General features: G+C 56.0%; 12 protein-coding genes. 5 read left to right on the forward strand and 7 right to left on the reverse strand.

Annotated features, from left to right (window positions below; genetic code table 11):
- Window positions 1-24: 24 nt before the first annotated feature.
- Entirely contained in the window at window positions 25-1,635 is a 1,611-nt protein-coding gene (locus tag ACYVHX_RS15035; protein WP_460672476.1) for a sensor histidine kinase, read from the reverse strand.
- Window positions 1,636-2,463: 828 nt separating this feature from the next.
- Here ACYVHX_RS15035 and ACYVHX_RS15040 point away from each other — a divergent pair.
- Window positions 2,464-3,252, forward strand: coding sequence for an AraC family transcriptional regulator (locus tag ACYVHX_RS15040; protein ID WP_460672477.1), 789 nt, complete (start codon window positions 2,464-2,466; stop codon window positions 3,250-3,252).
- A 519-nt stretch (window positions 3,253-3,771) separates the two neighbouring features.
- Here the strand turns inward: ACYVHX_RS15040 and ACYVHX_RS15045 are convergent.
- Window positions 3,772-4,281, reverse strand: a complete 510-nt coding sequence (locus ACYVHX_RS15045) for a hypothetical protein (protein WP_460672478.1) — start codon at window positions 4,279-4,281, stop codon at window positions 3,772-3,774.
- A gap of 392 nt (window positions 4,282-4,673) precedes the next feature.
- On the opposite strand from ACYVHX_RS15045, the gene ACYVHX_RS15050 reads away from it, so the two are divergent.
- The 4 genes from ACYVHX_RS15050 to ACYVHX_RS15065 are packed head-to-tail and all read left to right on the forward strand — an operon-like array spanning window position 4,674 to window position 9,466.
- On the forward strand, window positions 4,674-6,473 hold the full coding sequence (locus ACYVHX_RS15050) for a glycoside hydrolase family 10 protein (protein WP_460672479.1): 1,800 nt from the start codon (window positions 4,674-4,676) through the stop codon (window positions 6,471-6,473).
- Between the two features lie 15 nt (window positions 6,474-6,488).
- Window positions 6,489-7,745, forward strand: a complete 1,257-nt coding sequence (locus tag ACYVHX_RS15055) for a mandelate racemase/muconate lactonizing enzyme family protein (RefSeq protein ID WP_460672480.1) — start codon at window positions 6,489-6,491, stop codon at window positions 7,743-7,745.
- Between the two features lie 3 nt (window positions 7,746-7,748).
- The gene (locus ACYVHX_RS15060) at window positions 7,749-8,762 is read left to right on the forward strand and encodes a D-2-hydroxyacid dehydrogenase (RefSeq protein ID WP_460672481.1); all 1,014 of its coding nucleotides are present in this window, start codon (window positions 7,749-7,751) and stop codon (window positions 8,760-8,762) included.
- 5 nt (window positions 8,763-8,767) lie between these two features.
- Window positions 8,768-9,466, forward strand: coding sequence for a GDSL-type esterase/lipase family protein (locus ACYVHX_RS15065; protein WP_460672482.1), 699 nt, complete (start codon window positions 8,768-8,770; stop codon window positions 9,464-9,466).
- 12 nt (window positions 9,467-9,478) lie between these two features.
- On the opposite strand, the gene ACYVHX_RS15070 is transcribed toward ACYVHX_RS15065, so the two are convergent.
- From ACYVHX_RS15070 to ACYVHX_RS15090, 5 genes are all read right to left on the reverse strand, one after another.
- The gene (locus ACYVHX_RS15070) at window positions 9,479-10,255 is read right to left on the reverse strand and encodes an SDR family oxidoreductase (RefSeq protein ID WP_460672483.1); all 777 of its coding nucleotides are present in this window, start codon (window positions 10,253-10,255) and stop codon (window positions 9,479-9,481) included.
- Between the two features lie 24 nt (window positions 10,256-10,279).
- On the reverse strand, window positions 10,280-11,236 hold the full coding sequence (locus ACYVHX_RS15075) for an aldo/keto reductase (RefSeq protein WP_460672484.1): 957 nt from the start codon (window positions 11,234-11,236) through the stop codon (window positions 10,280-10,282).
- Between the two features lies 1 nt (window position 11,237).
- Window positions 11,238-12,044 (reverse strand): HpcH/HpaI aldolase family protein, encoded by an 807-nt coding sequence (locus ACYVHX_RS15080; RefSeq protein WP_460672485.1) that lies wholly within the window; start codon window positions 12,042-12,044, stop codon window positions 11,238-11,240.
- Window positions 12,045-12,113: 69 nt separating this feature from the next.
- Window positions 12,114-13,076 carry an NHL repeat-containing protein gene (locus tag ACYVHX_RS15085; protein WP_460672486.1) on the reverse strand — a complete coding sequence of 321 codons (963 nt, stop codon included), beginning with the start codon at window positions 13,074-13,076 and terminating at the stop codon, window positions 12,114-12,116.
- 1 nt (window position 13,077) lies between these two features.
- Complete coding sequence (locus tag ACYVHX_RS15090) at window positions 13,078-13,827, reverse strand: phytanoyl-CoA dioxygenase family protein (RefSeq protein ID WP_460672487.1); 750 nt, start codon at window positions 13,825-13,827, stop codon at window positions 13,078-13,080.
- Between the last annotated feature and the right edge of the window lie 11 nt (window positions 13,828-13,838).

Genomic DNA, 13,838 nt, shown 5'->3' on the forward strand with positions numbered 1-13,838 from the left:
CAGCCGGCCGTCTGCTGCCGTTTCCTACTGGCTGTTCGCAGGCCAGCTAAGCGTCACCGTCGTTCCCTGGCCAATCGTACTCTTTAGCCGAAGGCTACCGCCGTTTCGCTTCATGAGTTCTTCGGAAAGGGTCAGGCCCAGGCCCGTGCCCTGCCCTTCTTTGTGCGTTTGGGGGTTGTGATCCGCCACATCCATGCCCGTGCCGGTATCGGCAATCGTGAGTTCGACGGTGGTGGGCTGGTGGTGGATCCGCAGGTCGATCCTGCCATCGATGGGCGTAAACTTGATGGCGTTGTGCAGGATATTGCGCAGCACCAAAACCGTCAGGTTCTCGTCCATACGCACCTCAACCGGTGGCTCATCAAAGCTAACGTTCAGTCTCCGCTGCCGAATGAAGCCTTCAAATCCTTCGAGAACGTCCGCAACGACATCCGTTAGGTTAACCGGAAGGATCAGTGCGCGCAACCCGTTCTGCTGACTGAGCGACCAATAGAGAATATTATCCAGGGTGTGATGCAGATTATTCACTTCCCGCTCCAGACCATCCAGCTTGACCCGATCCGTTACACCGGCATGCGAGCGGGAAAGCATCAGGCTGGATTTCAGGCTGGCAACGGGACTCCGCAAATCGTGTCCGATGATCGAAAACAGCCGGTCTTTCAGCCGGTTGGCTTCGGCCAGCTGGGTGGTTTGGGTCTCAATCGCCCCTTTCTGCTGACTCAGCAACTGCTGCGTCAGGTAGGATCGGCGGAGAAAAAAACCGGTCACTCCCACCAGGAAAACCAGCGCCCCAATCCCTTGCAGCAGCACGAATCGTTGCTGATCCTGCTCGTCGGCCTTTAAGCGCTGCAACTGAACATTTTTATTCAGCAGCTGAATGGTTTGTTCTTTTGTTTCGAGTTCGTACTGGGCCTGGATGTGCGCAATTCTCTCGTTTTTTTCCTGATTCAAGAGGCTATCTTTCAGGGCCATGTAGGCTTTCTGATTGACTAACGCCTGCCGGTGCTGGCCATTGGCTTCCTGAACGGCGATGGCCGTGGGCAGAACGTTCAGCAAAATGCTGGGTATTGTGCTCCGGTGGGCGTAGTCCAGGGCTTTGGTGGCAGCCTGAAGACTTTGAGCGGACAAACGCTGACACTGGTAATTTTCGGCCAGTGCTTTCCAGAGATTGGCCAACCCCTGGAGATCCTGGGTTTGCTCATTCAGCCGAATGGCCTGCTGGACCAATACCTGTCCACGCCGGTACTTTCCGCGATGGCGCAGGTTACTTTCCATTGCCCGGATCACTTCCGTTAAATAATATACTTTATCTGACGTATACGTATACGTGATTTCAAGAGCCTTTTGGTACAAAGGCCAGGCGGCACGATACTGGCCCTGTCGCTCGTAAAGCTCCGCTTTTAAGAGGTAAGCGTTACAGACATCAAAGGGGATTTTCCATCGTTCGGCAAATCGCAGGTACTGATTGATGTAAAAAAGCTGCAAACGAAAGTCTTTAATGTCCGAATAGATCGAAATCAGCAGGCTGTATACTGCACCGATCAGACCATTATTTTTAGTTTTTTCGGAAAACGACAGCGTCATCAACGAATGCTTAATGGCCCGCTCGTAATCGGATTTTGCGGCATATTCCATGGCTAGCCCATACAGGTTACTTCCAATTCGTGTGCTGTCCCTGGTTTGCCGAAAGCAGACCAGGGCCTGCTGGAATAAGGGAATGCTCTTGTCCTGCAAACGTTTTTTACCATAGTAGCCTCCTAACCGAAAATACAGCCGGCCCAGGGAGTTGGTTGCACGCAGACGGGTAGCCAAAGGAAAAGCCTTTTGAACCACTTGATACATCGAATCCTGGTTGCCCTTACGATACAGCGAATCGGCTAGGTCGCAATAAATGCGTACACGGGTGGAGTCGTGCCGGGCCGCCCGCAACTGACTTTGCAGTGAGTTACCCGGCTGGCTCAGCGCATCAGGGATTGAGCAAAAAAGAAGGATACTCCACAGGCTATTTCTAACTATACAGGCAGGCAATCGTCGGGCTAAAACCATCGTACAACGAATAGCATAAGGCAATACACCACTGAGAATAAACCACGTTACGATGGTATTCGGGAGCAAAAACTAGTATCAGCGATCACTGAGCGAGTCTAAAAATAGTCTTAATGACATAAAACTTATTTTCCGTCCAGTAATTAAGTCGCTGATGCTTTGCAGAATCGTTACCTGACTAACTATGTTACTATTATATCAATTAGGGTAAACAAATTTATAGGCTGACGAATGATAATACTTGTATAAAACGGCTATTTGTTTGAGCAACCGGCGGTGTTACCGATTATTCATATACGTTTCAGGCCATTTTAATGATATAAATTACATACAAGCATTTATGATCCTCGCTGATGGTGTTCCTTTACTGATTTAGATTTACCTTTATACATTCTCTCACCACCAACCTTCGTCTGTATGCAAGCTCCGTCTGCCATTGCGTCACCTCAAAAATCAACCGCCTACCAGTGGGATCAGGTTCTTTCGTTTGTTGCTACCGTTGAGTTGGTTGGGGTTCATTATCACAATTGCTATAAAATAGTTGTCGCGCTAAACGGAACGATTGATTGCGAACTGAACGGCGATGCGTTGCCGGGTTTGCGGGGCTACGTAGCCAATCAGAAAACTCCGCATACGTGCAGTTCATTCAATACCGATGTAATCGTTTATTTTATTGACCCCAACAGTTCCTGGGGGAAACAGCTCAAAACGTTTCTGGGCGGAAAACCGTTTCTGGACCTGGGAACGGTGCTAACCGACGCGCAACTGGATGCCGTATTGCCCAGCGATTACAACGCCCGAACGGCCCCGGAGCTGACGCCCTTTGGTCAGGCCTTTCTGGAGACGATTCTGGCTGCGCAACAAAAACCGGAAACCGCCCTGGATCAGCGCATTGAAGCGGCTCTGGACCGCATTGACCAGAATCTGCACCAACCGTGGAACCTGGACGATCTGGCCAATCTCCTTAATCTCTCCCCCGAACGGTCGCGTCATCTGTTTGCCCGGCAAACGGGCTCCCCTTTCACGCAATACATTATATGGAAGCGCATCCGGCAAATCCTGGCCCTTGCTACGACGTCCGACGTTACCCTGGCGGAAGCTTGTGTTCAGCTCGGCTTCACCGATCAACCTCACTTTAATCAGCGTTTCAAACGTATATTTGGCATCCCTCCCAAATATTTGCTCAGAGACTGCAAATTTCTTTGATCACCGACTTTCTGCTGCTTCCGGTAAAAACCGTTGGTGATTGTCACGATCAGAGCAACCACTGGTCTACGGAGAATGGCCTTAGGCTGAATGATCCCTTTCAAAACGGACAATTAAAAAAAGCCGACAAGGAGTCTTGATCGGCTTTCCGAACTATTGCGAGATGTAAAAAAAGTATTCTTGCCGGGAAACTTCAGCCCGCGAACCGCCGACCTGTTTAAACTAAATCCACCTGCACGCCTTTATTTTGACGGCAAACTGAATTTTCTGCTTGGCGACGTCCGGTTTTTTGAATTGCCTCCGGACATCGAACCGATCAGGTTGGGCCTGAGTCCGCAGCGACAGGCAGACTGCAGGAAAAGAACTCATTCACGTTCATTGCATTTTTGTTCAATCTTGTTAACGGCTGGTTAGATGGGAGCAGTACCGAAACGTACTGCTCCTTCTCTTTTTCCTGTTAATGCGGCACTTTCGAGTACCGACCGTTATTTTTCTTCCAGAGTACGCTGTCGGAGAAGTTCACGTCAGCATCCAGGTTGGAAAATCCGTGTTGGTGTGCCAGACCAGCGGAAAGCAGTTATTCTGAATCAGCTGGGTGTTGACAATGTCAAACTGGATGCAGGAAACCGTAACCCAGTTCGTGCCAACCGGGGCCGCTCCCGTGCCGGAACCGCCGTAGGTCGTATTGAGCGAGACGGTGCCTTTGGTCGGGCCAAACGTACTGCCGTTCAGGTTCTGCACCCCATACCGGTTGTCGCTGGCGGGGATCTGACTGGAAAAATTTTCCTGGCTGACAATGGCCGGATTGTTGATGATGCGCGGATCGTAGTCGAACCGGTAGTTGGCATCGCCCATCAGAAAGGTGCTGTCGGCTGAACTGGCTCTCACCTGAAGCTGGATAACCGCTTTCGCGGTGCTACAGTCGATGGTTTTCACTGTAAACCGGACGTGGAATCTTCCCTTCTGCGCGAAGGAGGTGCCGACAAGACCTAAAAAAAGACCCACCAGGAGGTAAAATTTTTGCTTCATATACATCCGAAAAGGCATAGCTACGCTGACAAAAACGCATTGGCATTACTATCTCTAGACTTCGGATGATTTCATTGGTCACTTTTTCTCGAAAATTTTGCGCAGTACCCCGCCCGGGTTGCGGGCGGTTGAAGACGGATGCCCGGCCCTGTGATTCCAGTCCTGCTTACGGTCCGTTCGATGCCTGCGCCCGCGTCGGCAGGGTTTCTCTTTCCGATGCCTTCAATGTGAAAGAAAATACCATAAATCCATATAAAAGTAAAAGGACGGACAGAAAGCCAAAATTACCTTTGTAAAGTAGCCTTGAACCAACTTGTTAATCACCGATCTCCTCGCACGCGGCCATGAAATCTGAAACCAGGAAAAACCGGCGGGACTTTCTTCGTACGGGTATGCTCAGCACCGCGGTCGTTCCCGTCCTGCCCAATGTGCTGACGGGTTCGCCGGACCGCCAACCCGGTTTGCCCGCCGATGGGCCGGGAAACCGGCCGCCCAAAAAACCGGCGCTGGACCAGCACCGCAACCTGTTCAACGGCGACACCTGCGTGTACTTCTACAATCCGGAGCTCTGGCAACCCGAAGACTACACCATGAAAACCGTGGTCAATCCGCGCACCGGCAAGATGGGCACCAAGCCTAACGCCGTCGGCGGCCCCTTCCAGGCTAAAGCCATCCACCGCTACGTGGACCTGCTGGCCGACAACGGCATTGACACCTTCGTCATCAACGCCAACGCGAACCGGGCCTGGTATCCCAGCAAGAAAATCCCCAGCATTCTCGACGGGTACAAACGCGGTGACCGCGATTTTTTTCGCGGCCACGCCATTTGCCAGGGTATTACGGAACCGGAAGCGGTGGAGGAATTTCTTGACAACTTCACGCTGTTCATGAACCGCTACCAGGACCTGCTCGATGCGGGCGTGGACTGGCTGGCCGAAACCTCGAAGGCGTGCCGACGCCGGAAGATTTCGCCCTGGGTCAGCATCCGGATGAACGACATGCACGGCAGCCGCAACCCCGAAGGCAGCTTTTTCAACCTCCCGCTTTTTAAGCAGAAAGAAATGCGGCTTCAGCACGCTTCGTACGGTTTGCAGAACGCCCAGGACCGGATCGGACTGAACTACGAAAAACCGGAGGTCCGCGCCCTGATGCTCGAGCAGATCCGGGAGGTGGTGGAAGATTACGACTTCGAAGGACTCGAACTCGACTGGTGGCGGCAACCGCTCTGCTGCGAGCCCGGCGCTTCGGCTCAGACCATCGCGGTGATGAACGACTGGTTCCGCCAGATTCGCGCCCTCACCCAACGGCAGGCCAAAAAAACCGGAAAACCGTATCCGTTCGGGATGCGCATTCCCGGAGCGCTGGACCAGCTGAAAGCCATTGGCGTGGATGTGGTAACGCTTTGTCAGGAAGGCACCCTCGACTTTGTCATTCCGGGTGGATACTGGCCTACGACCTGGGACATGCCGCACGACGAATTCCGCCGACGCCTGGGCGAGCGCGTAACGATTTACGGTTCCATCGACGACGGGGCCAACAGCCTGCCCACGCAGAACGAAGCCGGAACGGTCAAAGAGCGGATGCGGTATATCGGAGCCAGCCCGGAAATTGAACGGGCCAATGCCGCCGGCAAACTGGCGATGGGCGTCCACGGCATCGAGTGGTTCAACTTTTTCTGTGCGGACCAAAACCGCCTGTCGGGAATCAAGGCGGATTACACGGCCTTGCGCGATATTCACAAGCTGGCGTTTCTGCGCGGCAAACCCAAGCACTACTGTTTCAGCACCGCCGGAGCGGCTTTTAACCCAACGCCGTTTGAGCTACCGGCGCAGATGCCCGCCAGCATCGGCCCGTTTGCGCAGCGCCCTTTCCAACTGGCGATGTGCGCCGAACCCGCCGACCAGAATCTGGAACTGGTGGTGCAGGTGGTGCTGAAAACCGGCGACAAGCCGACCCATTTGCCGGTTTCGGTCAACGGCTGCTGGCCGAATCTCAAAAACGAATCCAGCCAGAAGCTGCTCATGCCCTGCGGTTCGCTGACGCACCACAGCCCGGAGCACGTAGCCTACAACTACCGGTTTCCGGTTTCGCTCGTCACCGACGGCTGGAACAAAATTGTTGTGGAAAACCAAAGTAAAGAACCCATTACGGTGGCCGCCATCGAACTCGCCGTGCAACCCAAAGCGGTTTGACAAGGCCGGATAAGCATGAAAATTACCGACGTTCAAACGATTCTGCTGACGGGTCCCTGCACCAACGATCCGTATCTTTCCGAAGCGCGCCAACTCCGCAGTGCCGCTTTCATCCGCATCGAAACCGACGCCGGACTCACGGGCCTGGGCGAAACCTACGCGGGCTACTTTTTCCCGGAAGGCGTACCCGCCATCGTGGACTTTTTCAAACCGATTCTGCTGGGCAACACCGTCGATGACATTCCGGAATTGTGGCAACGGATGTACCAGTGCGGTAATTTCTGGTGCCGGGTTGGCCTGGGTGCCATTGTGCTGGCCGGTATCGAAGCCGCCCTCTGGGACCTGAAAGGAAAGGCGCTGGGCGTGCCGGTTTGTAAACTATTGGGCGATGCCTGGAAAGGCGGTTTTCCGGAAACCGCCGAAACGCCGTTTGCTCCTCAAAACCAGATTCCGGCCTACGCAACGGGCGGGCCGAGCAACTATCCGCTGCAAAAACTGGCCGATAAAATCGCGTTTTACCAATCACTCGGTTTTCAGGGCGTCAAGATTGGCGCCGGGGCGTATTGGAAAGAGCGGGGTTTTGAAGTTTCCGTGGACCCCGCCGAAGCCGCCGATCTGGAAGCCAGCAAAGCCGCGTTTGTCCGTGCGCAGTTTGGCAACGACCTCCGGCTGTTGTTCGACGCGCACATGGGCAACAGTCCGACGCTCACCTGGGGCCTCGAAACCGCCACCGCCGTGGCCCGGGCGCTGGAACCGTACAACCTGTTTTTTCTGGAAGAACCGCTCCCCTACACCCGCCCCGACCTCTACGCCGAACTGCGCCGGAACACCAAAACCGTCATTGCCGGGGGCGAATGCCTGACGGCGGTCTGCGAATGGCAGACGTTCATCGAGCAGGACAGTTTCGGCGTTGGGCAGCCGGATGCCTCGTTTACCGCCGGACTCGATCAGTTCATGCAGGTGGCTTCCAGCCTGGCCCGGCGCGGACAGAAGATTGCGCCCCACGCCTGGGGCGCGGGCGGGTCGCAGATGCAGAACATCCACGCCGGTTTTGCCTGTCCCAACACCGTCATCCTGGAAGTGGCTCCGGCCTACGGTCCGCTGCACAGCGAAGTGATTGGCGATAGTTTCCAACTGAAAAACGGCTACGTCCAGCGCCCCGAAAAACCGGGTCTGGGCATTGAGCTGACGGACAAAACGATCCGGCAGTTTCCGTTTATTCCCGGCACCGGCGAATTCAACAGCGTTCCCGGCAAAATCCTGACCACCTGAGCCATGCTGAACATTCTGATTGATATGCCGGTGTACGAACCCGTGCTCCGGGAATTGCGGGCGTTGCCTGAGGTCTCGGTCGCTGTGGTGGCCCGGCCGGAAGAAAAGCCCCGGCCCTTGCCAACCGACCAGATTCGGAATTGCGATCTTTTTTTCGGCACGTTTCTGCCCGAAAACCACGCCGAAATGACGCAGTTGAAACTGGTGCAGATTAGTTCGGCGGGCTACAGTCAGTTGTTCGGCAAAAACCTGACGGAACGGGGCATTCGGGCCTGCAATTCGCTGGGCGTGTTTGACGTGCCGATTGCCGAATGGAACATCGCCATGATGGTCAATCTGGCCCGGGATCTGCGCGGGCTGGTCCGAAACCAGGAGGCCCAGATCTGGGACCGGTCGGCCCGATTTCAGAAAGAGATTCGGGGTTCGGTGGTTGGCATCTGGGGCTACGGCGGCATTGGGCGCGAAACCGCCCGGCTGGCCAAAGCGCTCGGCATGACGGTGCACGTCCTGGTCCGGCAACCAATCCCGAAGCGCGACTCGACCTACTGCGTACCCGGCACGGGCGATCGCGAAGGTACGCTGCCCGACCGCGTGTTTTACAGTTCCGAAAAAGAAGCGTTCCTGCGTGGACTGGATTTTCTGGTGATGGCTCTGCCGCAAACCGCTACCACGACGGGGCTGATGGGCGAAACCGAGTTGCGGATGCTGAAACCGACGGCTTTTTTGCTCAATCCGGCGCGCGGTCCGCTCATTCAGGAACCGGCGCTGATCAGGGCGTTGCAGGAAGGCTGGCTGGCGGGCGCGGCCCTCGACACCCATTACCACTACCCGATGCCGCCGGACCATCCGCTCTGGAAATTCCCAAACGTCATCCTGACACCCCACATTTCCGGTTCCAGCCTGAGCCCCCGGTTTCTGGAGCGCGTTTCATCCATCTTTTTGCAGAATGTCGAGCGGTTTCAGCGGGGTGAAACTTTGCTGAACGAATTGACGCCATCGCAACTGGCGGGAAATTGATGCGTATGAATCGTCAACGTCGCTTCAAAGGAAAACTGGTGCTGCTGGCCCTGCTGTTTTTCAGGATTCCCTTTGCCACCGCCCAGGCGATCAAATGGGACAGCACCGTTCGGCCGGATATTTACAAGGCCCGGGTGGATTTGTTCCGTTCGCTGCCGCACGCCCGCAAAGACGTGGTTTTTCTGGGCAACAGCCTGACGTTCTGGGCCGACTGGAGCGATTTGCTGGGCAACACGCGGTACAAAAACCGGGGTATTCCGGGTGATATAACGTTCGGGGTTCTGGAGCGGCTGGACGAAGTGATTCAGGGGCGCCCGGCAAAAGTGCTGATCCTGATCGGCATCAACGATCTGGCCCGCAACATTCCCGACAGCGTTGTATTGAACAACTACCGCCGGATGGTTCGCCGGATCAAAACCGGGACGCCGAAAACCCGGATTTACTTCCAGACGCTGCTCCCGACCAACGAGACCTTTCAGAAACTCAAAACCCATTATAATAAGGAAGACCACATCCGGTATCTGAACGACGCTCTGAAAGCGATGGCCCCGACGGAAGGGTTTACCCTGATCGACCTCCACCCGCACTTTGTCGACGCAGCCGGCAAGCTTAAACAGGACTATACCTGGGACGGAATTCACCTGACGCTGGCGGGGTATCAGAAGTGGGCGCAGGTGCTGCGGACCGGCAAATACCTCCGCTAAATCCGTTGTTTATTAGGCGTTTAATCCGCCGTCCATCAGAATATTTTCGCCGTTGATGTAGGCCCCGGCCTCCGACGCCAGCAGCACAATCAGCCCCTTGATGTCGTCGTTGTTGGCCATGCGTCGCAGGGGCACTTTTTTGGTGTAATTTTCCAGAAACCGTTCGGGTTGGTGGTTGAACAAACCGCCGGGACTGATGCAGTTGACGCGCACGTTTTTCCCCGCCAGCACCTGCGCCAGGTATTTCGTCAGGTTTAGCAAACCGGCGTTGTGAAAGAAATAATCGGGGGGCGGGGTGCCCATCGTGGTGCCTTCGTAATTGGACAAATCCGGGCCGAACATGCCCATCATCGAGCCGATGTTGATGATGCTGCCCCCCCCGCTTTCAACGATCAGGTCGGCCATTTCCCGCAGAATATCCATCGAACCGGTGGCATTGACGCGCATCGACTCGGCAAAGTCCGCAATGGGTGCGTCGTACCCTTTCATCGGCCGGGAAACCGCATTGTTAACAAACACATCCAGCCGCCCGAACCGCGCGCGAATCTGTTCTTTCAGCGCCTGCACCGACGCCGGATCGCCCTGATCGACTGGCAGGGCGTGAACGTCCAGTCCCTGCGCCCGAAACCGGGCGGCCACGTCCTGCCCGGCTTCCAGATTCCGGGATGCCATCAACACCGTGGAGTCGGCCTCGGCCAGTCCTTCCACAATGCATTTGCCGTAGTTGCCGGCCCCGCCCGTCACCAGGCTAACTTTATTTTTTAAACTCAGTAAGTCTTTGACATGCATACAGGTAAACGGTTTGTTTGGGGGCTAGGTCAGCCAGCCCATGCGGTCCCAGTGCGGGAGGTCCAGAAATTGGGGATCGGGATAGGCCAGTTGCTGGGCGCGCAACACGGTTTCGGGTGTCAGTTCGGGGCCGTTGACAGCCGCCAGCGCCCGGTTCAGGTACTCCAGTTTGTCGATGCCGACCAGAATCGCCGACACCTCCGGAAAGGCCAGCGCAAACCGGATCGCCAGCGTCGACAGATCAGAAACCGGCTCCTGAACCAGTTCCTCAAACCGCCGGATGTGGGTTTCAACCTCCGCCAAAGCCGGGTGCAGGTGCCCGCCTTTGCTGGTCAGCAGTCCCTTCATCAACACCGACCGGATGACGATGCCGACGCCATTTTCGTTGGCCCGCGCAAACAAAGCCGCCTGCCGCTGATCCATCAGGTTAAACGGACACTGAACCACATCCCAGACGCCGGTTTCAACGGCTTTGGCGGTTTCTTCGGCGGAATACGTCGAAACGCCCGTGCTCCGAATGGCTCCCTGCGCCTTTAAACCGGCAAAAACAGGCGGAATCTCGTCGTTTGCCAGAATGCCCAGATCGGCCTGGTGGAGCATGAAAACATCCACGTAGTCGGTTTGCAGGGCCGTCAGACTTTCCAGCAGGGAGGTTTTGATGATCTTTTTCAGCGTGGCCTCGTCGGGCAGTTCGCCGTTGGCGTCCCGCAACGGGCGGCATTTGGTTTCGATGATCACCTGCCCGCGCCGGTCCCGGAACGCCTTGCCCATGAGGGTTTCGCTCGTACCGTACAGCGGGGCGGTATCGAAAAAATTGACCCCCGAATCGATAGCCGCGTGCAGCAGGTGAATCGCGTCCGGTTCGGACAGCATATCCTCCTTGCCGTTAACGCCAATGCCGTAGGGCATTCCGATTTCAACGCCCCCGAAAGCCAGTTCGGAAACCGTAATGCCCGTATGGCCTAAAGCTCGTTTTCCCATCTTATTTGTAACCGCCCTGGGCCGGTTGTGCCGTTGTAGTTTCTTTGGTAAACCGACTGACCAGACTCTGGCAATACGTGCTTACGCCGACGACATCAGCCCCGACGCTGACGAATTTGTAGCCCATGCCGACAAACTCTTCCAGCCGGTCGATGCTGCCGGTGGTGGCGGCAAACTTGCCGTGCCGGATGCAGGCTTCGGCCACGCGCTTGCGGGCGTCTTCGAGTCTGGGGTGATGCCATTGCCCGGGCGCACCGATGGCCTGACTGAAATCGCCGGGGCCGAAAAACAGCATGTCCACGCCCTCGAGGGCGGCAATCTCGTCCAGCTCGTCGAGCGGTTCGGGGTCCTCGATCTGGAGCACCACAAACCGCTGCTGATTGGCCTGCTGGAGATACTCGTTGAAATTCAGATTGGTATACAAACCGTCGGCGCTGCCGCCGTCGATGGCCCGCAGGCCCGTGGGGTGAAACCGGGTCATTTTTACGACCCGTCTGGCATCTTCTACGCCCATGCAGTGCGGCACCAGAATGCCGGTGGCGTCGAGTTCGAGCGGTTTGACGTAGTCGCTGTAGCTGCCGCGCGGCACCCGCACCATGATGTCGGTATCGTGGGCTTTGGTGGCCCAGACGTGCGCGCTCACCACCGACCAGTCCTGCGCCAGGTGCTCCCGGTCGATCCAGACGCAGTCGAAACCCGACAGGGCCGCCAGCTCGGACGCCTGACCGTCGCCAAAATTCACTTTAAAACAACTGACAACTTCACCCGCCCGGAGCTTTCTCAGCACCCGGCTTTCGCGCATTTTCATGGTCAATTTCGGTTTATGCCTTCAAAAATGGCACTATTTAACGGTTTATTTCGGGTTAGCGAGCGGTTTTTACAGCACCCGCTTTAATTGCATCGGATACACCTTGTTGGCATTCCACTGGCAAACGTAAACGTTCTCGTCGGCGTCGATGCACACATCGTGCGGATGCACGAAAACCGGCTGCGCCTGGGTCTGCGGTTGCAGCAAACCATCCCGATAGACCGGTTCCGTTCCGCCCGGTGTGGAAATAACCGCATCGGTTTCGTCCAGAATCGTGAGGTAACCGGAGCCGAAATTCCGGTTGGTGGCCGAGCGAAAAACCGCAGCAAAAACGTATGGTCCGTGAACGACCGGGCGGCAGACAAACGAGCCGGGCAGCGGAATGGTGCCAAGATACTTCCCGTCCAGCGTAAACCGCTTGAGTACATTGTGATTTCGGGAGGTGATCAACAGGGTCGGCGAACCCGGTTTTCGGGGGTCGAGCGCAATGCCGTGGACGCAATCGAACTGGTCGTCGGCATCGCCTTTGCCGCCCCAGTGCCGGATGTATTCGCCCCGGTGGTTGTACTGAATGACGTACTGCAAGCCGTAGCCGTCGGTCACGTACAAATCGCCGTTGGCGGGATTGACAGCGGTTTGGGTGGGCAAAAACTGCTCAGCCGACGCATAGTGACCTATTTCTTTCGGATAATCCAGCACCATCACCACCCGGCCCTGCAAGCTTGTTTTGATCACCTGATGGCGTTCAATGTCCGTAATGAACAGAAACTCTTCGCCGTTTTCGTTCGACAGCGTCAAGCCGTGGCCGCCCGGATAGTCACTGCCCCACGAATCCAGCAGCTTCCCCGAGCGGTCGTAGATCAGGATGTTATTCCGGGTTTCGTTGGTCAGCAGAAAAATCCGCCCGCGGGCGTCGAGCACCATTTCGTGGCAGTCGTTGACCGGATGCGTCGCCGGGTCCAGTGCTCCCCAGTCCGGAAAAACCCGGTAGCGGTGGCTTCCGTGGCCGATAGCAAGGGGTTCCGCGACCATCTTACAGGCTCAGTTCGGCTTTCAGTTTCTGCTGGTAGGCCGCCTTGGCTTCCGTATCCTCCTCCGCCGACCTGGCCCAGTAAATCAGGCCGATGGCTTTGCGGGTTCGCTCGCTCCGGTTGGCTTCGGCCCAGTGGATGGTCATCGAATGATGGATCAGCAGATCGCCCGGTCTGGCCGGAAAAGCGATGGCCTGAGCCTGATCGTCGTCGGTCCCGAAATCCGTGATGCCCTGCGAAAAACCGAGGGTCTGGGTCCGGCCGTGCGGTCGAACGCCGTGCTGGTGCGAACCCGTCACGTACCGGACGCAACCATTTTCGGCGTCCACATCCTCCAGCGCCAGCCACATCGTAACGGCTTCGGCGGGTTTCAGCATGAAGTAATAATTGTCCTGGTGGGGGGGCGTCGGCTTACCAATTCTGGGCGGTTTGTTGAAATATTCCAGCGTTTTGGGCACCACCTCGTCCTCCAGCAGGGATTCGGCTAGCTGCTTGAACTTGCTGTTGTTCAGCATGATATCGAAATACGCATCGTACTTCTGCATATCGATCAGCTGCTTCAGGGTGGTCGGGTCGGCCTTGTCTTCGTAAAAAATCTGATTCCAGGGCATACCGGCCACCTGCGTACCGATAAAGTTTTTCACGTTCTCATTCAGTTCGCGCACTTCTTCGGCGGACAAAAAACCGGGCAGGAAAACGTACCCGTTGGTCCGGAAGGACGCTTTGAGGGCTTGTAGGTCAGGGGTTTCCATAGGAATTTGAA

Source organism: Larkinella ripae, assembly GCF_054780775.1.